This is a genomic window from Kitasatospora sp. NPDC057965 (genome assembly GCF_042887135.1).
Classification (GTDB): Bacteria; Actinomycetota; Actinomycetes; order Streptomycetales; family Streptomycetaceae; genus Kitasatospora.
The window spans coordinates 283,690-308,418 of the sequence record NZ_JBHVPZ010000005.1 but is presented as its reverse complement, the minus strand read 5'-3'; the positions used below and the strand labels follow the sequence as shown (position 1 = coordinate 308,418).

General features: G+C 74.5%; 21 protein-coding genes. 16 read left to right on the top strand and 5 right to left on the bottom strand.

Annotated features, from left to right (window positions below):
- Window positions 1-15: 15 nt before the first annotated feature.
- Window positions 16-1,254 carry a hypothetical protein gene (locus ACFVVU_RS08805; protein WP_387788837.1) on the top strand — a complete coding sequence of 413 codons (1,239 nt, stop codon included), beginning with the start codon at window positions 16-18 and terminating at the stop codon, window positions 1,252-1,254.
- Between the two features lie 70 nt (window positions 1,255-1,324).
- Here ACFVVU_RS08805 and ACFVVU_RS08800 read toward each other — a convergent pair whose 3' ends face one another.
- Both ACFVVU_RS08800 and ACFVVU_RS08795 read right to left on the bottom strand, forming a co-directional pair.
- Window positions 1,325-1,798 carry a carboxymuconolactone decarboxylase family protein gene (locus ACFVVU_RS08800; RefSeq protein ID WP_380690366.1) on the bottom strand — a complete coding sequence of 158 codons (474 nt, stop codon included), beginning with the start codon at window positions 1,796-1,798 and terminating at the stop codon, window positions 1,325-1,327.
- A 103-nt stretch (window positions 1,799-1,901) separates the two neighbouring features.
- Window positions 1,902-2,393 carry a DUF1269 domain-containing protein gene (locus ACFVVU_RS08795; RefSeq protein WP_387788836.1) on the bottom strand — a complete coding sequence of 164 codons (492 nt, stop codon included), beginning with the start codon at window positions 2,391-2,393 and terminating at the stop codon, window positions 1,902-1,904.
- A gap of 276 nt (window positions 2,394-2,669) precedes the next feature.
- On the opposite strand from ACFVVU_RS08795, the gene ACFVVU_RS08790 reads away from it, so the two are divergent.
- The gene (locus ACFVVU_RS08790; protein WP_387788835.1) at window positions 2,670-5,429 is read left to right on the top strand and encodes a cation-translocating P-type ATPase; all 2,760 of its coding nucleotides are present in this window, start codon (window positions 2,670-2,672) and stop codon (window positions 5,427-5,429) included.
- Window positions 5,430-5,451: 22 nt separating this feature from the next.
- On the opposite strand, the gene ACFVVU_RS08785 is transcribed toward ACFVVU_RS08790, so the two are convergent.
- A complete protein-coding gene (locus ACFVVU_RS08785) occupies window positions 5,452-6,447 on the bottom strand; it encodes a LacI family DNA-binding transcriptional regulator (RefSeq protein WP_355359705.1) in 996 nt (331 codons plus the stop codon).
- 131 nt (window positions 6,448-6,578) lie between these two features.
- On the opposite strand from ACFVVU_RS08785, the gene ACFVVU_RS08780 reads away from it, so the two are divergent.
- From ACFVVU_RS08780 to ACFVVU_RS08760, 5 genes are all read left to right on the top strand, one after another.
- Window positions 6,579-7,499: a ribokinase gene (locus ACFVVU_RS08780; protein WP_380685798.1), complete on the top strand. Its 921-nt coding sequence runs from the start codon at window positions 6,579-6,581 to the stop codon at window positions 7,497-7,499.
- A 46-nt stretch (window positions 7,500-7,545) separates the two neighbouring features.
- Entirely contained in the window at window positions 7,546-8,892 is a 1,347-nt protein-coding gene (locus ACFVVU_RS08775) for an NtaA/DmoA family FMN-dependent monooxygenase (RefSeq protein WP_380685796.1), read from the top strand.
- A 45-nt stretch (window positions 8,893-8,937) separates the two neighbouring features.
- Window positions 8,938-9,462 carry a flavin reductase family protein gene (locus ACFVVU_RS08770; RefSeq protein ID WP_380685794.1) on the top strand — a complete coding sequence of 175 codons (525 nt, stop codon included), beginning with the start codon at window positions 8,938-8,940 and terminating at the stop codon, window positions 9,460-9,462.
- Complete coding sequence (locus ACFVVU_RS08765; RefSeq protein ID WP_387788834.1) at window positions 9,455-9,925, top strand: riboflavin kinase; 471 nt, start codon at window positions 9,455-9,457, stop codon at window positions 9,923-9,925. The genes ACFVVU_RS08770 and ACFVVU_RS08765 overlap by 8 nt, the downstream gene beginning before the upstream one ends.
- Window positions 9,926-10,043: 118 nt before the next feature.
- Entirely contained in the window at window positions 10,044-10,745 is a 702-nt protein-coding gene (locus tag ACFVVU_RS08760) for a nicotinamide riboside transporter PnuC (RefSeq protein ID WP_380685790.1), read from the top strand.
- A 147-nt stretch (window positions 10,746-10,892) separates the two neighbouring features.
- Here the strand turns inward: ACFVVU_RS08760 and ACFVVU_RS08755 are convergent, their stop codons facing one another.
- Together ACFVVU_RS08755 and ACFVVU_RS08750 are read right to left on the bottom strand one after the other, a co-directional pair.
- A complete protein-coding gene (locus ACFVVU_RS08755) occupies window positions 10,893-11,693 on the bottom strand; it encodes an MHYT domain-containing protein (RefSeq protein WP_387788833.1) in 801 nt (266 codons plus the stop codon).
- A gap of 436 nt (window positions 11,694-12,129) precedes the next feature.
- On the bottom strand, window positions 12,130-13,098 hold the full coding sequence (locus ACFVVU_RS08750) for a hypothetical protein (protein ID WP_387788832.1): 969 nt from the start codon (window positions 13,096-13,098) through the stop codon (window positions 12,130-12,132).
- A 236-nt stretch (window positions 13,099-13,334) separates the two neighbouring features.
- On the opposite strand from ACFVVU_RS08750, the gene ACFVVU_RS08745 reads away from it, so the two are divergent.
- The 9 genes from ACFVVU_RS08745 (at window position 13,335) to ACFVVU_RS08705 (ending at window position 24,441) form a co-directional block, all read left to right on the top strand.
- Window positions 13,335-14,000 (top strand): TetR family transcriptional regulator, encoded by a 666-nt coding sequence (locus tag ACFVVU_RS08745; RefSeq protein ID WP_387788831.1) that lies wholly within the window; start codon window positions 13,335-13,337, stop codon window positions 13,998-14,000.
- Between the two features lie 134 nt (window positions 14,001-14,134).
- The gene (locus ACFVVU_RS08740) at window positions 14,135-15,808 is read left to right on the top strand and encodes an FAD-binding dehydrogenase (RefSeq protein WP_387788830.1); all 1,674 of its coding nucleotides are present in this window, start codon (window positions 14,135-14,137) and stop codon (window positions 15,806-15,808) included.
- A 345-nt stretch (window positions 15,809-16,153) separates the two neighbouring features.
- Window positions 16,154-16,936: an AfsA-related hotdog domain-containing protein gene (locus ACFVVU_RS08735; RefSeq protein ID WP_387788829.1), complete on the top strand. Its 783-nt coding sequence runs from the start codon at window positions 16,154-16,156 to the stop codon at window positions 16,934-16,936.
- Window positions 16,933-17,604, top strand: coding sequence for a methyltransferase family protein (locus tag ACFVVU_RS08730; protein WP_380684452.1), 672 nt, complete (start codon window positions 16,933-16,935; stop codon window positions 17,602-17,604). The genes ACFVVU_RS08735 and ACFVVU_RS08730 overlap by 4 nt, the downstream gene beginning before the upstream one ends.
- On the top strand, window positions 17,601-18,290 hold the full coding sequence (locus tag ACFVVU_RS08725) for a nitroreductase family protein (RefSeq protein ID WP_380684453.1): 690 nt from the start codon (window positions 17,601-17,603) through the stop codon (window positions 18,288-18,290). The genes ACFVVU_RS08730 and ACFVVU_RS08725 overlap by 4 nt, the downstream gene beginning before the upstream one ends.
- Window positions 18,283-21,165 carry a PEP/pyruvate-binding domain-containing protein gene (locus ACFVVU_RS08720; RefSeq protein ID WP_387788828.1) on the top strand — a complete coding sequence of 961 codons (2,883 nt, stop codon included), beginning with the start codon at window positions 18,283-18,285 and terminating at the stop codon, window positions 21,163-21,165. Before ACFVVU_RS08725 ends, ACFVVU_RS08720 begins: the two co-directional genes overlap by 8 nt.
- Window positions 21,162-22,412, top strand: a complete 1,251-nt coding sequence (locus ACFVVU_RS08715; protein WP_387788827.1) for a cytochrome P450 — start codon at window positions 21,162-21,164, stop codon at window positions 22,410-22,412. The genes ACFVVU_RS08720 and ACFVVU_RS08715 overlap by 4 nt, the downstream gene beginning before the upstream one ends.
- On the top strand, window positions 22,409-23,389 hold the full coding sequence (locus ACFVVU_RS08710) for a hypothetical protein (protein WP_387788826.1): 981 nt from the start codon (window positions 22,409-22,411) through the stop codon (window positions 23,387-23,389). The genes ACFVVU_RS08715 and ACFVVU_RS08710 overlap by 4 nt, the downstream gene beginning before the upstream one ends.
- A complete protein-coding gene (locus ACFVVU_RS08705; protein WP_387788825.1) occupies window positions 23,386-24,441 on the top strand; it encodes a ketoacyl-ACP synthase III family protein in 1,056 nt (351 codons plus the stop codon). Before ACFVVU_RS08710 ends, ACFVVU_RS08705 begins: the two co-directional genes overlap by 4 nt.
- The last annotated feature ends 288 nt before the right edge of the window (window positions 24,442-24,729 follow it).

The following is a 24,729-nucleotide window of genomic DNA, read 5'->3' as shown; positions in this document are numbered from 1 at the left end:
GAGGAGGCCGCCGCGATGACCGACCACCGGCACGTCACCCGCCCCCGCCCGCCCGGCGGATGGACCGACGCGGCGGCCCTGGCCGCCGTCGCCGACACCCTCGGCCTCACGGTCGGGCCGGAGATCCTGGACGGCGGCTCACCGGCCCGGGTCCACCGGGCCACCACCTCCGGCGGGGAGGAACTGGTGGTCAAGGTCCTGGTGCCGGCACCCGGCGCCGTGGACGGCCACGACCTGGTCTCCTTCCGCCACAAGCTGCGCCAGATCGACCTGCTGCGCACCGTGGCCCCACGGCTGGCGGCGCACTACCTGCCGGTCCCGCACGTCCTCGACGGCGACGGCTGGGCGGCCTGCACCACGCCGTTCTACCCGTCCGCGGACCTGGCGGCCCCGCTGCGGGAGTCGCCGCAGGGCACCCGGGAGTTCTTCCGCCGCTACCCGGCCCTGCTCCAGGCCCTGGTCCTGGACGGCTACGCCGCGCGCTCCCACCCCGCCCCGGCCGCCCACCTCGCGGAGGTCGTCGTGGGCCGGTTCCTGCGGCGGCTGCCGCTGCTGGCCCGCGCCCTGCCGGGGGAGCTGACGGCCGCCGAGCGGATCACCGTCAACGGCGTGCGGTGCCGGGCCCCGCACCTGGTGCTGGAACGGCTGAGCGGACGGCTGGCACGGCTGGCCCCCGCCCGCCTGATGGCCCCCGCCCACGGCGACGCCAACACCCGCAACGTCCTGCTGTCCACCCGCCCCGGCGCGGCGCCCGAGGACTTCCGCCTCATCGACCCGCGCGGCTCCGTCGAACCCTGGGACCCGGTCTACGACCTGGCGAAGACGCTCTTCAGCCTCACCGTCTGGGATCCCGCGCTGCGCACCGGCTTTTCGGTCCGCCGCGGGCCGGACCACCGCTACCAGGTGGGCTTCCGGCAGCCGGTGTACCCGGGCTACCGCGCGGCGATCCACGACTTCCTGCCCCGGTTGGCCGCCCACGAGGGCCTGCGCGCGCTGTTCCGCGACGATCCGGGCTGGTGGGAGCGGCTGCTGCTGACCCACGACCTGCACGTCCTGGCGGAGGCGCCGTGCCGCCTCTCCGACCGCAAGCCCAAGCCCGACCTGCGGGGCGGGAACTCCACCCCCGCCGAACTCGCGCTCGGCCACTACCTCCTGGGCACCCTGCTGATCAACGACCTCGCCGCCCGGCTCGCGAGCCCCGGCGGCGTGGACCCCACCGGCCACCTCGCCCTGGTGACCGACCACCTGCCCTGACACGCGCCGGCCGCGGCCCCGCGGGAAGCGCGGGGACCGCGGCCGGCCGGTCCGCCCGGTCGGAGCCGGCTCAGCCGAACTGGCCGGGCCGGTAGTCCCCGGCGGGCTGCCGGTTGATCACGTTGATCCGGTTGTAGGCGTTGATCACGGCGATCAGCGAGATCAGCGCGGCCAGCTGGTCCTCGTCGTAGTGCTCGGCGGCCTTCGCCCAGACCTCGTCGGAGACGCCGCCCGCGGCGTCCGCGATCCGGGTGCCCTCCTCCGTCAGCTCCAGCGCGGCGCGCTCGGCCTCGGTGAAGACGGTGGCCTCCCGCCAGGTCGCCACCAGGTTCAGCCGCAGCGAGCTCTCGCCCGCGTGCGCGGCGTCCTTGGTGTGCATGTCGGTGCAGAAGCCGCAGCCGTTGATCTGGCTCGCGCGGATCTTCACCAGCTCCTGCGTCGCGTGCGGCAGCCCCGAGTCGGACAGCGCCCGGCCGGCCGAGTTGATGTGCCGCAGGACCTTGGCCCCGACGGCGTTGCCGAAGTAGTCGAGACGGGCATCCATGGTGTGCTCCTCGTCGTGGAACGGATTCACCTGTCTGACGGGACGGCCCCGCGGAGTGTGACAGGTCCCGGCCTGTGTCCCGCGTCACATCGGGGGTGGGGGGTCACCCGCCCTCGGTGAACGCCTCGCGCAGCCGGGCCTCCTCGTCCGCCGACAGGTCGGTCTCGATGAGCTCGGCGTGCAGCCCTCCGAGCGCGGCCCTGACCGGGTCGAGCACGGCGTCCGAGCTGAGGACGAACAGCGCGGAGCTGCCGGGCGTGACCTTGCGCCGCACCTGCCGGATGAAGTCGTCGTCGATGCCGACATGGGCGAGGTGGCCGCCCAGGGCGCCGCCGGCCGCGCCCACCGCGGCGCCGAGTACGGGGACAAAGAAGATCATCCCGAGCAGGAAGCCCCAGAAGGCCCCGCCCAGGGCGCCCATGCCGGTCATGTCGCCCAGGTGGCGCGTCCTGGGCTTGCGGGCGTCCCCCGGCCAGCTGACCACGGCTCCGTCCTGGAGCGTGATCAGCTCCTGGCGCTGCAGCCGCTTCAGCGTGTCGAGGGCTTCGTCGGCTCCCGCCGCGGTGGGGAAGCGCCATACCGTCAGGGTCGCCATCAGGGCCTCCGGCCGTAGGGGGGACGCGGGACAGCCCCCATCGTCGGCCCGGACCCCGGGCGCCGCCACACACGGGCACCGGACGAGCGACCGGCGCCACCGGAAGGACGCCGCCGGATTGCCGGGGGCACCCGGTGGGCGCAGCGTGGCAGGAAGCCCTCCCGCGGGCCGGGCGGCGCGGCGGCCCGCGGGAGGAGCGCCGGACGCAGCAGCACCGGTGCGGGCGGAGCCGGCCGGGGGCGCCGGCGGACCGACCGCGGATCTTGAGGAGCAGCGATGGCGGAGCAGGCCGGTCCCTCGGGGCGCGGAGCGCCGGGCCCGTGGTACGCGCGGTCCCCGCAGGAGGTCGCCGACCGGCTCGGGGTCGACCCGGCGGTGGGGCTCACGGCCGCCCGGGCGGCCGAACTGCTCGCCGCCAACGGGCCGAACGCGCTCCCCGAGGAGAAGCCGAGGCCCGGCTGGCTGCGCTTCCTCGACCAGTACCGCAGCTACATGCAGATCATCCTGGTGGCGTCGGCGGTGGTCTCGCTGGCGATCGGGGAGTGGACCACCGCCGTCCTGCTCCTGGTGCTGACGCTGTTCAACGCGGTGGTGGGCCTGCGCCAGGAGGGCAAGGCGGAGAGCGCGATGAACGCGCTGAAGTCGATGATGGAGGCGACCGCCCGGGTCCGGCGCGACGGTACCGAGACCGAGATCCCGGCGGAGCGGCTGGTCGTCGGCGACGCCGTGCTCCTCTCGGCCGGCGACGAGGTCCCGGCGGACGGGCGGATCGTCGCCGCCAGCGCCCTGCAGATCGACGAGTCGGCGCTGACCGGCGAGAGCGTCCCGGCGGTGAAGGACGCGGGCACGCTCACCGCCGCGCGGCTGGGGCCCGGCGACCAGACCAACATGGCGTTCATGAACACCCCGGTCACGCACGGCAGCGGGCTGCTCGTCGTCACCGCGACGGGCTCCGGCACCGAGCTGGGGAAGATCTCCGGGATGCTCTCGGCCACCGAGAAGGAGCAGTCGCCGCTCACCCGGGAGCTCAACACCCTGACGCTGTGGATCGCGGCGGCGGCGGGCCTGACCATGGTCGTGATGTTCGCCCTCGGCCGCAGCCGCGACCAGGCCTGGGACGCCCTGTTCGTCAGCGCGGTCTCGCTGGCCGTCGCCGCCATCCCGGAGGCGCTGCCGACGGTCAGCCAGGTGATCCTCTCGGTCGGCAGCCTCAACCTGGCCAGGCGCCACGCGATCGTCAAGGAACTGCCGTCCGTCGAGACCCTGGGATTCACCTCGGCCATCAACTCCGACAAGACCGGCACCCTGACGATGAACCAGATGACCGTCGTCGAGGTCCTCAGCCCCACCGACCGCTACACCGTCTCCGGTACCGGCTACCGCCTCGACGGCAAGGTCCACCACGCGGTGGGCACCTCGGCGGGCATCGAGGACGCCGTCCTGCCCTACCTGATCGCCAACGACGCCAAGCTGGTGGAGGGCCAGGTCGTCGGAGACCCGACCGAGGGGGCCCTGCTCGTCCTCGGCCACAAGGCCGGCCTGGACATCGAGGCCACCCGGGAGCGCTTCCCCCGGCTCGCCACGCTGCCCTTCGACCCGGGCTACAAGCTGATGGCCACCTTCAACGCGGCGAAGGACGCGGACGGCCGGCCGGTGGTGCGGTGCTTCGTGAAGGGCGCCGCCCCGGCGGTGACGGCCCGCGCCACCACCGCGCTCGCGGCCGGGGCGGGCGTCCCCTGGGACGGGGACCTGGAGGCCCGCGCCCGGGCGCAGACCGAGCGGATGGGCGGCGAGGGCCTGCGGGTGATGGCCGGGGCCGTGCGCGACCTCGACCCGGCCGGCTTCGACCCGGCCGGCGACCTGCTGGCGCTCGTCACCGACCTGCGGATGACCAGCCTGGTCGGCATGGTCGACCCGCCGCGCGAGGAGTCCAGGGCCGCGGTCGCCAGCGCGCAGGCCGCGCACATCCGGGTCCGCATGGTGACGGGGGACGACGTCACCACCGGCGCGGCCATCGCCCGCCAACTCGGCATCGACGGCGAGGCGATGCTGGGCGCGGACTTCGCGGCCCTGCCCGAGAGCGAACGGCTGGCGCGGATCGACGCCATCGGCGTGGTCGGCCGGGTCGCGCCGGAGCACAAGGTCCTGCTCGCGGACACGCTCAAGCGCAAGGGTGACGTCGTCGCGATGACCGGCGACGGGGTGAACGACGCCCCGGCCATCAAGGCCGCCGACATCGGCATCGCCATGGGCAGCGGTACCGACGTCGCGAAGAACGCGGGCCGCATGGTGCTCGCCGACGACAACTTCGCCACCATCGTGCACGCCGTGGCGGAGGGCCGGAAGCTCTACGACAACCTCACCAAGTACATCCGCTTCGTGCTGGTGCTCCTGGTGACCTTCGTGCTGACCTTCCTCGGCGCCACGGTGTTCAACCTCGCGGCGGGGGAGCCGTTCACCCCGGCGCAGGTGCTGTGGATCCACTTCGTGGTCAACGCCCCGTTCGGCTTCGCCCTGGGCTTCGACCGGGAGAGCCCCGGCCTGATGCGGCGCGTCCCGCGTCCGCGCGGCGAGTCGGTGCTGACCGGGCCCGTCGTGCTCACGGTGGGGCTCGCCGGGCTGGCGATCTCGATCGCCCTGCTCGGGCTGATCAAGCTGGGCGAGTCGCACTACGACAGCCTGCCGGTCGGCAACTCGATCGCGTTCACCGCCTTCGCGCTCTGCCTGATCGTGGCCGCCTACGAGTGCCGCAGCGAGCGCGGGTCGGTGCTGACGGTCAGCACCTTCGACAGCCGGCAGATGAACATCGCGGCCCTGGTGGAGTTCGTCCTGGCCGTACTGGTCACCCAGATGGACGCGTTCCACCGCATCCTCGGGACCACCGACCTCGACGCCCGGCAGTTCGGCTGGGCGCTGCTGGCCGCCGTCGCGCTGCTCCTGCTGTGGGAGCTGGGCAAGCTGCTGGCCCGTGCGGCCCGCGCCCGCCCGGACCGCGCCCGTGCGGCCCACGCCCGTCCGGCGGCCCCTGCCGGGTGACGCGAGGTCAGCGCGGCCGGGGTCAGGAGGCGGTGACGTCCGTCGAGGCGCGGACGACGAGCTGGGGCTGGAAGCGCTCCACCCGCTCGGTCCGTTCGCGGCTGGGTGCCTGAAGCAGCGTCAGCGCCCGTTCGGCCATGGCGGACAGCGGGTGGCGGATGGACGTGATGGGCGGGTCGAAGAGTTCGAGTATCTCGGTGTCGTCGAAGCCGGTGACGGCGATCTTCCCGGGCACCGCGACCGAGCAGCGGTGCAGCGTGCTCACCAGGCCGACGGCGAGCACGTCCGCGCCGCAGACCACCGCGTCGATCCGGTCGCGCTGCTCGACGATCCGCCGCCCCGCCGTCCGCCCGGCGTCGGTGGTGAAGTTGGGCAGCAGGACGGTGGTGGCGCCGTCGCCCTGCAGCTCGGTGAAGGCCGCGAGCCGCTCGGCGCCGGAGGAGGAGGCCTGCCCCGCGGCGACCAGCGCGATCCGGTGACGGCCCGTCCGTTCCAGGTGGTCGACGAGCAGTCGGACGGCGGCCGCGTTGTCGAGGGTGACGGCGACGGTGCCGGAGCCGGTGGCCCACCGGTCGAACAGCACCACCGGGCGGCGGGCGGCGGCCTTGCGGATCGCGGGACCGGACTCGGTGGCCGACACCGGGACGACGAACAGGCCGTCGACCCGGCCGGCGAGCAGGGTGTCGATCTGCTCGGCCTCGATCGCGGGGTCGTTCGCCGCGTCGGAGACCATCAGCGTGCCGCCGGCGGCCCGGACGTGCTGGGCGATGGCGTCGGCGAGCTGCACGAAGTACGGGTTGGCGAGCGTGGGGACGACGACGCCGACGGTGCCGGTGGTACCGGTGCGCAGGGCCCGCGCGGAGTGGTTGGCCTGGTAGCCGAGCCGGTGGGCGGCTTCCTCGACGCGGCGGGCGAGCTCGGGGTCGACGTTGCGCGGCGTGCCGGCGAGGACCCGTGATGCCGTCGCGCGGGAGACGCCGGCGGCCTCGGCCACGTCGAGGAGTCGGGGCGCAGTCACGTGGAGTGTCCTTCGGGATGGGGGGACGGTGGGGGCCACGACATCGGGGCGGTCTTTTCATGAGGAGGCTACTTGACGGCCGGGGGGTGCTGGTACAGCATGTCGGAAATCGATCTCCCAAAGGAGCGCCAATGCCGTCCATCACCGTCGTCGGTTCGGTGAACCGCGACCTCGTGCTGAGCGTCGAGGGCCTGCCGCACCCCGGCGAGACCGTGCTCGCACGGCACTTCGCCGAGGGCGCCGGCGGCAAGGGCGCCAACCAGGCGGTCGCCGCCGCCCGGCTCGGATCGCGGGTGCGGCTGGTAGCCCGGGTCGGTACCGACGCGGCCGCCATCCTGGCGGCGCTCGCCGCCGAGGGCATCGACGTCACCGAGGTGCGCTCCGACGAGAAGCACCCGACCGGGCTCGCCGCGGTGGTCGTCGACGGCGCGGGCGAGAACACCATCGTCGTGAACCCGGGCGCCAACGCCGCGCTCGGCGTCGAGGACCTGCCCGCGCGGCTGGTCCGCTCGCCGGGCGAGGTCGTCCTGGTGCAGAACGAGATCGTCCCCGAGGTGGTCGACCTGGCGGTCCTGCGCGCCCGTGAGCAGGGCGGGACCGTCGTGTTCAACCCCGCGCCGGCCCGCCCGGTCGACCCGGGGGTGCTCGCGGCGGTCGACGTCCTGGTGCCCAACCTCGGCGAACTCGCCTCCCTGCTCGGGACCGCCCGGCCCGCCGGTCTGTCCGAAGCACGGGAGCTGCTGGAGCACGCCGCGCTCCCGTCCCGGGCCGTCGTGGTGACGCTCGGGGCGGACGGCGCCCTGCTCAGGGAGGGCCGCGGCGCCGGCGTCACCCACGTGCCCGCGCCGCGGGTGCACGCGGTCGACACGGTGGGCGCCGGCGACACCTTCTGCGGCGCCCTCGCCGATTCCCTCGGCCGCGGCGCCACCCTGCCGGCCGCCGTCCGGCGCGCCGTGCGCGCGGCCTCGCACGCCGTCACCGGCCTCGGGGCGCAGTCCTCCATGCCCTACGCGGCCCAGCTCGACGCCCCCGCCCTCCCTTCTGCTTCCTGACAACTCCCCCCACGGGTCCCTCACCAGCACTACGGAGAACCACCCCATGAAGAACCTCAAGATCGGCCTGTTCGAGAACGCCCAGACCAACGCCAGCGGCACCGCCACCTGGCGCCACCCCGACAGCCGGCGGCACCTCTTCGACACCCTCGGTTACTGGCGCGAGCTCGCCACCCTCTGTGAGGACGCCAAGCTGGACTTCCTGTTCCTGGCCGACGCCTGGGGCTGGTCGGAGATCGACGGCACCCGCCCGCCGATCGCCACCGAGGAGACCCTCGACCTGCCGCGGCTCGACCCGGTGGTGGTGGCCTCCGCACTGCTGTCCACGACCACCAACCTCGGCCTGGTGATGACCGGCTCCGTCCTGGTCGAGCCGCCGTACGCCTTCGCCCGCCGGATGGCCACCCTGGACCAGCTCTCCGGCGGCCGGATCGGCTGGAACGTGGTGACCACCGGCACCGCCGACACCGCCGTCAAGGCCTTCGGCATGGAGATGGTGGCGCACGACGACCGCTACCGGATGGCCGAGGACTTCCTGGAGCTCGTCTACAAGTACTGGGAGGGCGCCTGGGAGCCGGACGCGCTGGAGAAGGACAAGGACGGCCGCTTCGCCGACCCCGCCAAGGTCCACCTGGTCAGCCACGAGGGACCGTTCTTCCGCTCGCAGGGCTACGGCAACACCGCGCGCTCCCCGCAGGGCACCCCGGTCCTCTTCCAGGCCGGCGCCTCGCCCGCCGGCCGCCGGGTCGGCGGCCGGCACGGTGAGTGCATGTTCGTCGGCAGCGGCTCCGTCGAGCAGCTCGCCGGGCACACCGCCTCCATCCGCGAGGAGGCGGTCAAGGCCGGCCGCCGGGCCGACCAGGTGAAGGTGATGTCGGCGTTCTCCTGCGTCGTCGGCGCCAGCACCTCCGACGCCGAGCGCCGCTACCAGCGGATCCTGGACGCCCAGCGGCCCGAGGTCACCGTCGCCAGCTACGCCATGTTCACCGGGCTCGACCTCTCCTCCTACGCGCCCGACACGCCCATGACCGAGCTGTCCACCGAGATGTCGCAGACCCAGGTGGCCCGCTTCGCCGGCAAGACGGTCGGCGACGTCCTCGCCGACTGGCACACCCACGGCGTCGGCGCCCGTCCGGTCGTCGGCACGGCCGAGGAGATCGCCGACGAGATCTGCGCGCTCGCCGAGGGCGCCGACCTCGACGGGTTCCTGCTCTCCCCGGCCGTCCAGCCGGCCTCGACGGTCGAGTTCGTCGAGTCGGTGCTGCCGATCCTGCGCAAGCGCGGCGTCTTCCGCGGCGAGTACACGGCCGGGGAGAGCCTGCGCGAGCGGCTCACCGGCGCGGACGACCGGGCGCTGCCGGCCAGCCACCCGGCCGCCCGCTACCGGCACTGAGAACCGCACCCGCGACGAGACGATGACGAGAGGATGTCGATGACCATGGCCACCCTTGCCCACGATCCGGCCGGCACGTCCACGCCGGCGGAACTGGACGCCGCGACCCTGCGACAGGCCTTCGGGGCCTACCCCACCGGCGTGGTCGCGATCAGCGCGCTGCGCGGGGACGAGCCGGTCGGGTTCGCGGCGAGCTCCTTCGTCTCGATCTCGCTGGAGCCGCCGATGGTCGCCGTCAGCGTCGCCCGCACCTCCACCACCTGGCCGCGGCTGGCGTCGGCACCGGTCGTGGGGCTGAGCGTGCTCAGCCACGGCCAGGGCGCGCTGTGCCGGCGCCTGGCCTCCCGCGAGGGCAAGCGCTTCGACGGCGTCGGGTGGACGGCGACGCCCGAGGGCGCCGTGCTCATCGAGGACGCCGCGCTGTGGCTGACCGCCAGGGTCGGCGCGACGTACGACGGCGGCGACCACGAGATCGTGCTCCTGGAACTGCTGAGCGCCGAACTCTTCGCCGGCGTGGAGCCGCTCGTCTTCCACACCAGCCAGTTCCGCGAGCTCCTGCCCCATGCGTGAGACCCCCGTGCCCGTGACCCCGGCCGCCCGCCCGCACCTCACCGGCACGGTGGTGCACGGCGCCGGCCGGGGCCACGGGCTCGGGTTCCCCACCGCCAACATCGCCGCCGGCCCGGACTCCCCGGTCCCGCCGGCCGCGGTGTACAGCGGCTGGGTGGTCCGCCACCGCACCGGCGCCGTCCACCCCGCGACGATCAGCGTCGGCTCCAACCCCACCTTCTGCGACACCGCCGACGTCCACGTCGAGGCGTACTGCCACGACCTCGACGAGGACGTCTACGGCGAGCGGGTCACCGTCTGGTTCGCCGGACGGATCCGCGACACCGTCAAGTTCCCCTCTCCCGCCGCCCTGGTACGGGCCGTGCGGGAGGACGTCCGGCGCTCCGAGGCCCTCCTCGCCTCGGCGCACGGGCAGAGCGTCCGCGAGGACGCGCTCGCCGCACACTGCGGCACCGCTCCCTGAGGCACCCGCGCACGGTCCTTCCCCCCCACCACCGTCGCTCCACGCCTCGTCACCGGCCCCGTCCCGGGCCGCAGCTCACACCCAGGCTTGTTCCCCCAGCAAACAAAGGTGTTTGGTCATGAGCGCACTCCAGTGGCTGAACGAGCAGTTCAGCTTCTTCGGCATCCCCGTCTACTGGTCCGACTTCTTCGGCAACATCCTGGCGCTCGCGACCGTCTGGCTCGCCCTGCGCCGCTCGCTCGTCGCCTGGCCGGTGCAGATCCTCGGATCGGTCCTGCTGCTGATCGCCAGCCTCAACGTCCACCTCGGCGGCAACGCCGCCCGACAGGTCGTCATCATCGCCTCGGCGTCCTGGGGCTGGGCCACCTGGCGGCGCAGCCGCCAGCAGGAGGGCACGATCAACGTCCGCTGGGCCTCCTGGCAGGAGCGCTCGGCCCTGATCGGCGTCATGGCCGTCGGCACCTTCGGGTTCGCCGCGCTGCTCAAGGCGACCGACGCCTCCTTCTACCCGGGCGCCCCCTGGTGGATGGTCCTCGCCGACGCCTGGATCTTCGTCGGCTCGATCCTGGCGATGTACACCCAGGCCCGCCGGTACGTGGAGTTCTGGTTCGTCTGGCTGGCCGTCGACCTGGTCGGCGTGCCGCTCGCCATCCACTCCGAGCTGTACTTCTCCGGCATCGTCTACGGGATCTTCTTCATCATGGTCCTCGTCGGCATCCGCGACTGGGCCTCGCACAGCAAGGGCCAGGAGATCGCCTCCCCGCTGGAGCCGGCCGTCGTCCTGGAGGGCCGCAACGACACCACCAGCACCAGCGCGTAGCCGGCCACGGCGCTCCTACGGAGCCCCGGCCCACGCCACGTCCTGCGAGCGCTTCCCGGCTCGCAGGGCGTGGCGTCGGCGGTTCACGTGGTTCTGCCGATGAGCCGTCGTACGGAGTCGAGGCCGTCCGGTCCGTCCGGCGACGGATCACCCGCGCCGGTCGAACAGCGGCACCCGCACCGGTTCCGGCTTGGCGGCGTCGCCCCGGCCCGACAGCGAGGTGTCCTGCGGCGACAGCATCAGCGCGATCCCGCCGAGGGCGAGCAGCACCAGGATCGCCACCGCGAGCGGGGTGATGAACTGCGAGGCCGGCAGGCCGCCGGCCGGAGTGCGGCCGTCCAGCACGACCGAGACCGCCGCCATGCCGGTGTAGTGCATGGCGACCACGGCGACTCCGGCGATCAGCGCCGAGGCCAGCGAGGCGAGCAGACCGGTGATGTTCAGCGTCATCCACAACGCGACGGTGGACGCGGCCACCGCGATCGCGACCGAGGCGGCCACCGTGGCCGTGTTGTAGGAGACCTGCCCCTGGACGTGCATCGCGGCCATGCCGAGGTAGTGCATCGCCGCGACGCCCAGGCCCATCACCGTGCCGCCGACCAGCAGGGTGGACAGGCGGCGCGGCCGGTAGCCGACGTAGAGGATGCCGAGGCCGCAGACCGCGATCGCCAGCAGCAGGCTGCACAGCGTCAGCGGCACGTTGTAGAGGATGGTCGAGCCGGTGACGGTGAACCCGAGCATCGCGATGAAGTGCATCGTCCAGATGCCGCAGCCGATCTCGGCGGCGCCGAGCAGCAGCCAGCCGAGCCGCCGGCGCGGCGGCAGGTCCAGGGCGCGGACGGTGCAGCGGAGGCCGAGTGCGGCTCCGAGGCAGGCGACCAGGTAGGACAGGACCGGGTTGATCCAGCCGTAGTGGAAACCGTCGATGGGGGCGGTATGGGGGTGCATGGAGGTACCTGAGCTGACGTTCGTTGGCGGATGCGGACGGGAACGGACCGCGCCGGGGAAGGGGCGGCGCGGGCCTCCCGGGTCCAGGGGTACACGAAGGACTCGAACCCCCGGGGAAGCCGGGTTGAAGGGGAGTGGTCCACCGGTCGGCGGGCCCGGGCACCCGGGCCGCGGCCGCACCCGCTCCGGTCGGTGTGCCGTCACCTCGCTGCTCGAAGGCCCGGATTCGGTGAACCTCGTGGTGCGCCCGGCGTCGAGGGTCACGGGCGGTGCCACGGGAGGTCGGCAGAGCTCCGCCGGGCCTTGCGTGCGGACACATACTAACGACCCCCGCCGGTCAAGGACCTCACGGGGGTTCTTCGGGGATTGTTTCGTGAAGGGTTTCGGGTGGACGGGTCGTCGGCCGTGCTCCGGGGCCGGCCGCACCGGCGTCGGGTCAGTGCGAGGTGGTCCGGCCCAGGCGGGCCGTCAGGAGGTTCGGGTCCTGCCGGGTGACGTACGCGGCGTCCGCGATCCAGACGCGGTCGCCGCGGACGGCGAGGGAGGTGGGGTTCTGCAGGCCGTCCGCGTGGTCGAGCACGATGGTGTGGCTGCCGTTGCCGGTGATCAGCGCGATCTCGCTGCTGCCGTTGAGGGCGGCCAGGATCTGGTCGCCGCGGCCGGTGAAGGCGAAGTCGTCGATGCTGGGCAGGCCGGTGGCGACGACCCGGGCCGGGCCGGCGGTGCCGTCGCCCCGGATCGGGATGCGCAGCAGGGTGCCGTTGTCCAGGTTGGACACCCAGGCGGCGTGGTCGTGGATCTTGATGCCGTTGGCGCCGAGGAAGCCGTTCGGCTGCAGGGCGGTGTCGGTGGCCCACCGGACGGCGGTGCCCCCGGCGGCGGGGATCCGCCAGACGGTGCCGAGGACGGAGTCCGCGGCGTACAGGAAACCGGTGCGCTCGTCCCGGGCGAGGCCGTTGGGCAGGGCGTCGGCGGGCAGGGCGGTGACGCGCTCGGGGGCGCCGCCGGGGGCGAGCCGCCAGATGCCGGTGAGGTCGGCGGTCCCGGTCGCGTAGATGAAGTAGAGGACGCCGTTGTCCGCGCGCACGACGCCGCCGAGGAACGGGGCCGTCAGGGCCGGGGTGGCCGAACCCGGCGCGGGGGCGGGCAGGGTGGCGAGGACGCGGACGGCGCCGTGGCGGTCGATCTCGGCCAGCTCGCGGGAAAAGGCGAAGGTCACCACGGTGTTGCCGTTCGGCAGCACGGTGATGTTCTCCGGCTGCTGGCCCCGGGCGAGGTCGAGGTGGGCGATCGCCGTGGGCGTGCTCAGTGGGGGAGCGGCGGCCCGGGCGGGTGTCACGGCGACGGTCGAGGCCATCGCGGCCAGAGCCACCGCGGAGATCCGGAGGAGGGGAGTGATGCGCATGGTGCGGTTCCTTAACGTTGGGGCCTACGAGGAATCAGGAATCGACGCCACGTGTGGAGTCGTCTCAGCCTAGGGAGGCACCGCCCCGCGTGTTCGCCTTTCGGCGTACGGGGGTTGGCCCTGCCGGGTTCTTCCGGGCAGGGCCGGGCAGGGCTGCGCCCGGGTCGGCCCACAAAAACTTAGAAACTCAAGGTTTTGGGCTTCCCGGCGCTCCGGGTGCCTCGTAGACTCCGCTCATGACCAAGCCGAGAGGCCCCTACGCCAAGACCTCCTCGAAGCGGCAGCAGATCATCGAGGCCGCGCTCGCCGCCTACGCCGAGGCGGGCAGCCGCAAGGTGTCGGTGCGCGACATCGCCCAGCGGGTCGGGATGACCGACGCCGGGGTCCTGCACCACTTCGGCGGCCGGGAGGCCCTGCTCACCGCGGTGCTCGCCGCCCGCGACGCCGCCGCGGAGGAGCGCTTCGGAGCGTTCGAGGCCCGCAGCGCGGACGACTTCCTGCAGATCCTGGCGGCCAACGCGTCGACCCCAGGACTCGTCAAGCTCTTCGTGGACCTCGCCGCGGCCGCCGCCGAGCCGGACCACCCGGCCCACGACTACTTCGGCGAGCGCTACGACCGCTACCGCCGGCGGTTCGCCGAGCAGCTCGTCGAGCAGGCCTCCGCCGGGCCGGTCCCGGACGGGCCGGTTTCGGACGGGCCGGTGCCCGACGCGCGGGCGGGCGCCGTGGACGCGGACCGCGCCGCCGAAGCCGCCTGGGCGGCCCGGATCCTGATCGCCGCGACGGACGGCCTGCAACTCCAGTGGCTGCTCGACCCCCGGATCGACATGGCCGACGACATCCGCCGGCTCGCCGACGTGCTGCTGAACTCCCCGGGGGAGCGCGACCGCCCGGCCGGCTGACCGCAGGCCGCAACAGACCCCCGTCGGCAGTGCGCCTTCCCCTCGCCACCCTCCCTCGCCACCCTCCCGCACCGCCCGGGCCCACTGCCCCGCCCCCCGAGCGGGCCCGTGGCGGCACTTCCCCGAGGACACCCATGGACACGGACGTCATCATCGTCGGAGCCGGCCTGGCCGGACTCACCGCCGCCCACGAACTCACCTCCCGGGGGCGCCGGGTGATCCTGGTCGACCAGGAGAACGCCGCCAACCTCGGCGGCCAGGCCTGGTGGTCCTTCGGCGGACTCTTCCTGGTCGACTCGCCCGAACAGCGCCGGATGCGCGTCAAGGACTCCTTCGAGCTCGCCTGGAGCGACTGGCGGGGCAGCGCGCAGTTCGACCGCCAGGAGGACGAGGACAGCTGGGCGGTGCGCTGGGCCCGCGCCTACGTCGAGTTCGCGGCCGGGGAGAAGCGCTCCTGGCTGGCCGGGCACGGGCTGCGCTTCCTGCCCACGGTCGGCTGGGCCGAGCGCGGCGACCTGCGCGCCGACGGGCACGGCAACTCGGTGCCCCGCTTCCACGTCGCGTGGGGTACCGGCACCGGCGTGGTCGAGCCCTTCGCCCGCTACGCCCGGCAGGCCGCCGCCGACGGGCTGCTGACCTTCCGCCACCGCCACCGGGTGGACGAGCTCGTCGTCACCGACGGCGCGGTGACCGGTGTGCGCGGCCGTGTGCTGGCGGCCGACGACTCGGTGCGCGGCGCGGCCTCCAACCGTGAGGAGACGGGCGACTTCGAACTCACCGCCCAGGCCGTCGTGGTGGCCGCCGGTGGCATCGGGGCCAACCACGACCTGGTCCGCGCCCACTGGCCCGCCCGCCTGGGCACCCCGCCCCGGCGCATGGTCACCGGCGTCCCCGCCTACGTGGACGGCCGGATGCTCGCGATCACCGCCGAGGCCGGGGCCCGGCTGGTCAACAGCGACCGGATGTGGCACTACACCGAGGGCCTGCACAACTGGAACCCCATCTGGCCCGGCCACGGCATCCGGATCCTGCCCGGCCCCTCCTCGATGTGGTTCGACGCGCTCGGCCGCCGCCTGCCCGAGCCCTGCCTGCCCGGCTACGACACCCTGGGCACCCTGCGCCACCTGCGCACCGATCCCGAACTGGCGGGCCACGACCACTCCTGGTTCGTGCTGACCCAGAAGATCATCGAGAAGGAGTTCGCCCTCTCCGGCTCCGAACAGAACCCGGACATCACCGCCGGCGACCGCACGGCCTTCGTGCGCGAGCGCCTGCTGAGCAAGGGTGCGCCCGCCCCGGTCGAGGCGTTCAAGCGGCACGGCGAGGACTTCGTCACCGCCGCGACGCTGGAGGACCTGGTCGCGAGGATGAACGCGCTGACCGAGAGCCCGCTGCTGGACGCGACGATGATGCGCCGTCAGATCCAGGCCCGTGACCGGCAGTTGGCCAATCCCTTCAGCAAGGACGCCCAGATCCAGGGCATCCACAACTCCCGCCGCTACCTCGGCGACCGCCTCGGCCGCACCGCCGCCCCGCACCGGCTGCTCGACCCGGCCGCGGGCCCGCTGATCGGCGTCAAGCTGCACGTGCTCACGCGCAAGACCCTCGGCGGCATCCAGACCGACCTCGGCTCCCGCGCGCTCGGCGCCGACGGCACGCCGGTGCCGGGGCTCTACGCGGCCGGTGAGGCGGCCGGGTTCGGCGGCGGCGGCGTCCACGGCTACAACGCCCTGGAGGGCACCTTCCTCGGTGGCTGCCTGTTCTCCGGCCGGGCGGCCGGCCGCGCCGCGGCGGAGGCCACCGCCTGACCGCAGCCCGCACCCGGGTGGTGCCGGTCGCTCTGCGCCGCTTCCCGGGCGCCTCCCGGGGGGCGGCGCGATGGGTTTCCGGCCACCGAGGGGTGTGTTTCCGGCCGGTCGGGTCGGGACTTGCCGGTGTTGTGAGGTCCGGGTTGTCCGGTTCGGTGATCGATGGTTACCTCTGTCCTCGTGACATCGTTGGTATCAGGCAAATCATTCAGAACTGACGTCACGTCGGAAACAGACGGACCGTCAAGAAGCAGGCAACACAAGGGTTCGAGATCGATCTCTGACGAAGCGTCAGGAAATTCGATCGGCCCCGGGGCGAGCCCGGAGGAGGCCGTCCCGGTCGCGGTGGACGAGCGGGACCGGTGCTTCTTCGACCATCCGCTCGACCATGTGCCCGGGATGGTGCTGGTGGCCGCGATCCTGGACGAGGTCCGGGCGCTGGCACCGCGGCGGGCGGGCGCGGCCGACGGGCGGATGCGGCTGTCGCTGACCTTCGACCGGATGTGTGAGCTGGGCCGGCCGGTGTGGCTGCACAGCGAGCCCGCCCCGGCCGACGACGGACCGGCATGGCGACTGCTGGCTGTGCAGGACGGGACGACCGTCTGCCGGGCCTCGGTCGCGCTCGACGGCGGCGGGCCGGTCGTACCGGCCGAGGCCGTCCGGGCCCTGCTCGCAGGCCCCGGCCGGGAGGGCGGCGCGCCCGCGGACCAGGCCCTGGTCCACCGCCACCTGCCGGAGAACGTCCTGGTGGGCGGCCCGGCGCGGGTCGAGCGGGCGGCCGTGCTGGTGCCCCCGCCGGGACACCGGCTGGCGGGCACCGGGGCGCACACCCCGGCCGCGCTGATCGAGTCGGCCCGGCAGCTGGCGACACTGCTGGGCCACACGGCCCACGGCCGGGACGCGGACGCGCAGATGCTCTGGCTGTCGCTGGAGGCGGACCTGCCGACCGGCCTGCCGACGACGGTGCTGCTGGAGCTGTGGTGGGAGTTCGCACCGGCGCGCGGCCTGCGGTCGGTGTTCCGGTTCGCGGTGGTGGACGTGGAGAGCGGCGAACGGCACGGACGCCTGGAGATCGGCGTCCAGACCCTCAGCCGTGCCGGTTATCTGAAGCGGAGGGCGGCCCGATGAGTACGGTGGAACCGATGGCGGGCGGCGCGGGATCGCCCTGGGCGGTGCGCGCGCCGCGACTCCTGTTCGTCCTCGCGGTCCTCGCGGTCGGCACAGGTCTGGTGGTCCACCTGCGGCACGCGGGCGAGCCGGTGGACCTGGTCGCGGCCGTGCTGGCCGCCTGCTACCTGGGCTGGCTGGCGGTCGAGATCCCGGTGACCTTCCGCAGCTCCGGCGCCGCGCCGCGCGAGTCGGCGACCCTGCTGCTCTACGCGGCGGCCCGGATCGCGACGGTCTCCGCGGCCGTGCTCGGCCCGCTGCCCTGGCACGGCTGGTCGCCGCTGCTGCTGGTCCCGGCGGCGGTGTTCGTCGGCGGGGTCGTGCTGCGCCAGGTCGCGATCCACACCCTGGGACGGTTCTACTCCCACCACGTCACCCGCCAGAGCGACCACCAGGTGGTCACCTGGGGCGTCTACCGCTTCATCCGCCACCCCGCCTACGCCGGGATGCTGTCGGCGCACCTCGGGTTCGTCGCGTTCTTCCTGAACCCGCTGAGCGCCGTCCTGCTGGTCGCGCTCTGCGCGGCGATCACCTTCCGGATCCGCACCGAGGAGCGGATGCTGGTGCACATCCCCGGCTACCGCGCCTACGCGGACGGCCACGCCCGCCTCGTGCCGGGGCTGTGGTGAGCGCGCCCGCCCGCCCGGCGCGGGTCCGCCTGCCGGAGACCCCGGACGAACTGCTGACGACCACCCGCTCGGTGCGCCTGCGCCTGGACCCGACGCGCCCGGTGGACCTCGACCAGGTGCGCGCGTGCGTGGAGATCGCGCTGCAGGCGCCCAACGGCGGCAACACCCAGCGCTGGCACTGGCTGGTGGTGACCGACGACGACCTGCGCAAGCGCATCGCGGAGGTCTACCGACGGGTCTTCGAGGTCCGCTACCCGCCGTCCGCCTCCGCCGGGACGTCCGGCGTCGGGGTGACCGACCGGATGCTGACCGGTGGCCGGCACCTGGCCGAGCACCTGCACGAGATGCCGGTCCTGGTGATCCCCTGCCTGGACCTCGGCGGCCGGCCGCTGCCCGAGGGCAACCAGGCGGGCGTGTGGGGCTCGCTGCTGCCGGCCGCCTGGAGCTACATGCTCGCCGCGCGCGCCCGCGGCCTCGGCACGACGTGGACCACGGTGCACCTGGACGCGGAGCGGGAGGTCGCCGACATCCTCGGACTGCCGGACGGCGTGCGCCAGGGGGCGCTGATCCCCACCGCGCACGTGGTGGGGGACGGATTCGGACCGGCGCCGCGCCGGTCCGTCGACAGTGTGCTGCACCTGGACGGCTGGGGCGGCGCGGAATGGGGCGGTGGGTCGGATGACTGAGCTCGTGGTGACCGCGTCGGCCGACGGCGCCGCGCTGGCCGACGCCGCGCGGGTGGGGCACAAGTTCGCCCGTCAGGAGCTGCTGCGGCAGGCCGGGTTCCGGGTGCCGGACTTCTTCTGCCTGCCCGCCGCCGCCTTCGACCGGGCCCTGGACGCGCTGCGCCCCGCACTGCCGCCGCTGCCGGCCGACGGCGCCGCGCGGGACGCCGTCGAGGCCTGGTGCGCGGCGGCCCGCGAAGCGCTGGCCTCCTCGGACCTGCCTCCGGCGCTCGCCGAGCGGGTCCGCAAGGAGTTCGCCGCGATCGCCGGGCCGGAAGGCCTGGTCGCGGTCCGGGCCTGTGTCGTGCCCGCCACCTCGCCGGACGCCACCTCGCCGGACGCCACTTCGCCGCACGCCGATCCGCCGGCCGCCGCCTCGTCGGCCGGCCGCCCGGACGAGGTGATGGGGGAGGACAGCGCCGTCGACCCCTTCGCGGGCATGAGCGACAGCTTCCTCTACGTCGACGAGGACGGCCTGGCCGACGCCGTGGTGCGCTGCTGGGCCTCGGCCTTCAACGCCCAGGCGGTCCGCTACCGCATCCTGCGCGGACTCGACCCGCGCCGGGCCCGGGTCGCGGTCGGCGTGCAGCGGATGGTGCTCGGCACCCGGTCGTTCGTCGCGTTCACCCGCGACCCCCGGGACGGCTCGGCGCGCCGGGTGGTCGCGGCCGCGTACGGCATCGGCGAGGGCGTCGTCCAGGAGAAGGCGGACATCGACCACTTCTTCCAGGACCCGGCCACCGGCGCGGTGAACGCCCGGACCGTGCACAAGCAGTGGTCGATGGGCCTGCCCGAGGGCGCCGCCTCCGGTACGCCGGTCCTGCTGCCGGTCGCCGGGGAGCTGGCGGACGTGCCGGTCCTCGACGACGACCAGGTGCGCGCGGTGGGGGAGTTGGCCGCGCGGGTGGAGGAGCTGTTCGGCGTCCCGCAGGACATCGAGGGCGCCCTCACCGAGGACGGCACCGTCCACCTGCTCCAGGCCCGCCCGATGGTCACCGCGCCCGCCGCCGCCCCGGCCGAGGAGCCCGCCGCCCCGGCCGAGGAGCCCGCCCGGGTCTACTGGGGCAACCACAACATCACCGAGAGCTTCCCCGGCGTCTCGGGCGCCCTCACCTACTCCCAGTCCCGCGAGTTCTACCGCCGCTCCTTCGCCGACCTCTACCGGCGGATGGGCGTGCCCGAGTCCTGGGTGCGGGACAACGCGCACCGCCTCGCCCGGATGGTCGGCTATCTGGAGGGCCAGGTCTATTACCGGCTGGACGACTGGCAGGCCCTGCACGGGCAGATGCCGATGTTCGAACTGGTGCGCAGGGGCTGGGAACAGGCGATGGGCATCGCCGGCCCGGCCCGCGCCGAGCGCCGCTGGGCCGCCCCGGCGGTCGCCCGCGCGCTGCCCCGCCTCGCCTGGCGCAGCCTCGCGCACCCCTGGCAGGTGAAGGGCTTCCTGCGCTGGTGGGACCGGCAGATGGCGGAGGCGGAGGCCGTGGGCGACTCGCCCGAGGAGCTGATCGCCTTCTACCGCCGGCTGTGGGAACGCGCCGGCGAGCGCTGGGGCGTCACCCTGGTCAACGCCTTCCTCGCCCTCGTGGTGCTCGGCGCGGGTGGCACCCTGCTGCGCCGCTGGACCGGCGAGGGCCCGCAGGTCCTGGTCGGACTGATGGGCGGCGGGCGCGAGAACCGCTCGCTGGAGGCGGTCCGCGCGGCCATGGGTCTGGCCGAACTGGTCGGCGGGGTGCCCGAGTTGCGAGCCGCCGTGCTCGACGACGCGGCCGACCCCGAGCAGCTCTGGCAGCAGATCGTCTCCGGCCGCCACGGCGTGGCCGTCGCCGACGCCGCCCGGGGCTACCTCGCCCGCTACGGCGACCGCGCGCTGCACGACCTCAAGCTGGAGGAGCCCACCCCCCGCCAGCGCCCGTGGACCGTGCTCGCCCTGATCCGCCCGCTGGTGCGCCAGGGGGCGACCGTCGCCGCCAACCGGGCCGACGAGCAGGCCGCCGCCCGGCGCGCCCGCGAGCGGCTGCGCGAGGTGTGCCCCAACCCGGCGCAGCGCGCCGTCCTGCTCGGCCTCACCTCCCTCGCCCGGGACCTCGCCCGGATCCGCGAGGACACCCGGTTCTGCCGCACCCAGCTGTTCGGCCTCTCCCGGGAGGTGATGTGGCGGCTCGGTGCCGAACTCGCCCGCACCGGCGTCCTGGACGACCGGCTCGACGTCGCCGATCTGACCGTCGAGGAGGTCATCGGCGCCTTCGACGGCACCGGGACCGTCCGCGACCTGCGCGCCCTGGTGGCGCTGCGGCGCGCCCAGCGCGAGGAGTGGGCCGGCAACCCGCAGCGGCCCGCCCTGCTGGGCACCCCGGCCGGCCTGCCGCTCGCCCGGGCCCTGCCGCACGCCGTGGCGGTGGACGCGGCCGGGGCCGTCGGCGACGGCCTGCTGCGCGGGATCGGCTCCAGCGGCGGTGTGGTCCGGGGCCGGGCGGCGGTGGTGCTCGACCCGTCCACCGACCCCGACCTCGCCACCGGGCGCATCCTGGTCGCCCGGGAGACCGACCCGGGCTGGCTGTTCCTGATGATGTCCGCCGCCGGCATGGTCGTCGAGCGCGGCACCCTGCTGTCGCACACCGCGATCACCGGCCGGCTGCTGGGCGTGCCCACCGTGGTCGCCGTCCCGCAGGCCACCACCGCGATCCCGGACGGCGCCTGGATCGAGATCGACGGAACCGCCGGGACCGTGCGCCTGCTCCCACCGGCCGAACAGCCCGCCGAACAGCCCGCGGAGCAGTCCGCCGAGCAGCCGCCCGGCCCCACCCTCAGCACCGAGAAGGGCGAGACGCCATGACCGAACCGGCCCGCTTCCCGTTCCCGCCCGCCGGCGACGTCCGCCCGCCCGACGCCTACCACGGCCTGCGGCGCACCGGTACCCCGCACCCCGTCCAGCTGTCCAGCGGGCAGCCCGCCCTGCTGGTCACCCGTCACCAGGACGTCACCGCCGTCCTCGGCGACGACCGCTTCAGCCGCGCCGGCTACACCGAGCTGGCCCGCCCGCTGTTCGCCCGCAAGACCGAGTCCGTGCTGCTGGCCACCGCCGACGCGCCCGACCACACCCGCCGCCGCCGGGCGATCCTGCCCGCCTTCACCGCGCGCCGGGTCCGGCTGCTGCGCCCCCGTCTGGAGGCCCTCGCCGAGCAGCTGCTCGACGAACTGACCGGCGGCGCCCCCTCCGGCGAGGCCGACCTGGTCGGCGGCTTCACGGTGCCCTTCCCGATGCGGGTCATCTGCGAGGTGCTCGGCGTCCCGATCGACGACGGCGCGACGCTGCGCGCGGAGGTCGACGTCCTGATGTCCACCTCCGGCCACACCCGCGAGGAAGTGGCCGCCACCCAGGCCCGGATGGACGACTACTTCACCGCCCTCGTCGCGGACAAGCGGCGCGCCGCCGCGGCCGGCACCCCGGCGGACGACCTGCTCACCAGGCTCGCCCTGCGCCCCGACGACGACCCCGGCCAACGGCTGTCCGACCGCGAGGTGGTGGCCCTCGGCTCCGGGATGCTGATGGCCGGCTACGAGACCACCGGCAACTCCTTCGGCATGTGCGTCCTGCTGCTCCTGCGCCACCCCGCGCTGCTCAGGACCCTGCGCGAGCGGCCCGAGCGGATCCCGGCCGCGGTCGAGGAGATGCTCCGCTTCACCTCCCTCAACAACACGGGCGGCGCGCCCCACCTGGTGACCGAGGACACCGAGCTGGGCGGCTGCCCGGTGGCGGCCGGGCGGATCGTCGTCCCACTCACCGACGCCGCCAACCGCGACCCGGCGGTCTTCGCCGACCCGGACGCCTTCGACCCCGACCGCCCGGACGTCGCCGCCCACCTCGCCTTCGGGTACGGCCGCCACCTCTGCCTCGGGGCCGAACTCGCCCGCGCCGAACTGCGGATCGGTGTCGGCGCGTTGCTGCGCCGCTTCGACGAACTGGAACTCGCCGTCCCGGAGGAGGAGTTGGAGTGGCGTCGGACGATGTTCATCAACGGCGTCCGACGGCTTCCGGTCCGCTGGAGCGCCGCCGCACCGGTCACGAGGCGGCCGGCATGACGCACCGGCCCACCCTCCCGGCCCCCTCCGCTTCACCCGTCGCGACCGCCGCACCGGCCCCGCTCGCCGCCCGGCTCGCCGCGTTCGTCCGCGGCAGCTTCCCGCTGCCGCTCTCCCTGGTGTTCGCCGCCGCCTGGGCGCTGGGCGCCACCGGTCTGTTCGCCGCCGCCGACGAGCGCGTCACGCACTGGCGGCCCGGCTGGGGCACGGTGACGGCCGCCCTCACCGTCCTGGTCGACCTGCTCCTGCTGCGCGCCGCCGACGACCTGCGCGACCTGCCCTACGACCGGCGCCACAACCCGTCCCGCCCGCTGGCCCGCGGCGCGGTCCTGCCCCGGGACCTGTACGTGCTCGCCGCCGTCGGAGCCGCGCTGCTGCTCCTGCTCAACGCCGGCGACCGCCCCGCCCTGCTGCTGCTCGCCGCCCAGTTCGGCTACACCGCCCTGCTGGTGGGGGCCGAGCTGCGGCTCGGGTGGCCGCGCGGCGACGCGGTGGTCACCGGCGTGCTGCTGAGCTCCCCGGTGCAGATCCTGCTCAACCTCTACCTCTACGCCGTGTTCCTGCACGACACCGGCGCGGACCCCGGCACCCTCGGGCGGGAGGCCCGCCATGTGCTCCCGCTGCTCGCGGTGATCATGCTGGCGGCCACCCACCACGAACTGGCCCGCAAGATCGTGCGCACGCCGGGCCCGCACGAGCGCAGCTACGTCCGGGTGTTCGGCCTGCGGACCACCGTCGCGCTGGCGCTCGCCGCCGCCGCCGGGTCCGCCGCCGTGTCCCTGGCGGTGCTGCGCCCCTGGTCGGGCGCAGCGGCCGGCTGGGGCTGGTCGGCGCTGTTGCCGCCGGTGCTCGTCGTGCTCGCCACGCGCCGCTTCACCCGTACCGGGGCGGCGCGCTGGCCCGTCGCGGCGGTGGCCGGCTACCTGCCGGCCGTGTTCGTCTGCCAACTGCTGACCGGCCTGGGGGGCACCTCATGAGGACGGACCACCTGTACATCGCCGGCCTGGCCGCGCACCTGCCCCGGCTCCGGCCGCTCGCCGACGAGGCCGCCGCCGGCCGGCCCGGCGCCGAACAGGCCCTGGCCGACGGCTGGACGAGCGTGTCGGTCGCCGACGACACCCCGGCGCCGGAACTCGCCGCCGAGGCAGGCCGGCTCGCCCTCAAGCGCTCCGGCCTGCGGGCCGAGGACGTCCGGCTGTTGCTGCACGCCGGCACCTACCACCAGGGCCCGGACGGCTGGTACGCCGCCCACTACCTGCAGCAGCACGTGCTCGGCGGCACGGCGCCGGCGATCGGCCTGGACCAGGGATGCACCGCGATGCTGGACGGCGTCCGGCTGGCCCACGGCCACCTGGTCCACGCCCCGCGCCGGTCCGCCGTCCTGGTCACGGCGGCCGACAACTTCGGCGCCCCGGGCATCGACCGGTTCACCTACGCCCACGGCTTCGGCGCCGGCCGCGGCTCGATCCTCGGCGACGCGGGCTGCGCGGTGCTGCTGTCCGCCACCGCCGGACCGCTGCGGATCCGCTCCGTCGCCCAGTCCTCGCTCTCCTCCTGGGAGCGGGTCTACCGGGGGACGGAGGACCTCTTCCCGCCGAGCCCGGCGGGCGGCACCAGGATCCCCATGGGCCTGCGGATGGGCGCCTACGCGGACCGGGTGACCGACCGTGACCTGCGTCTGAGCATGGCCCGCGAGCTCACGCAGGCCCGTACCGACCTCGCCCGCCGGGCGATCGAGGAGGCGGGCGTCACCGCGGCGGACATCACCCGGGTCGGCCATGTCTTCACCGGCCACCCCCGCTACCTGGAGGGCCTGCTGCGCCCGCTGGGCATCGACCCCGGACGCGGCATGCTCGACCTCGGGCGCACGCTCGGCCACCTGGGCGCCTGCGACCAGTTCCTGTCGCTGGCCCACCTGGTGGACACCGGCGCGGTCGGCCCGGGCGACCACGTCCTGCTCCTCGGCAACGGCGCCGGCATCTCGCTGGCGGCGGCCGTCGTCGAGGTCCTGGACCACCCCGCCTGGTAGCCGCCCGCAGCCCGCTGCCCGGGGAGGGCGGAACCGGCCGTTCGTGGGCGGGAATCGGCCGTGGACGCGGCCACGGCCGGTGCTGCGCCCGCGAATGAAGTAGTCATGTACATTGCCGTCCGACCCGGGCGGCCGTAGCAGCGCGGCCCCGCGTCCACCCCGCTCCAGGCCTCCGCACCACGTCACAGTGCCACGTCACCGTACCGGGCCACCGCATCCGCCGAGCGCGGATCCGCGGCGCGGGCCGCCGCCCGAGAGCACGTGCGTACCCAAGGACAGTGTCCCGTT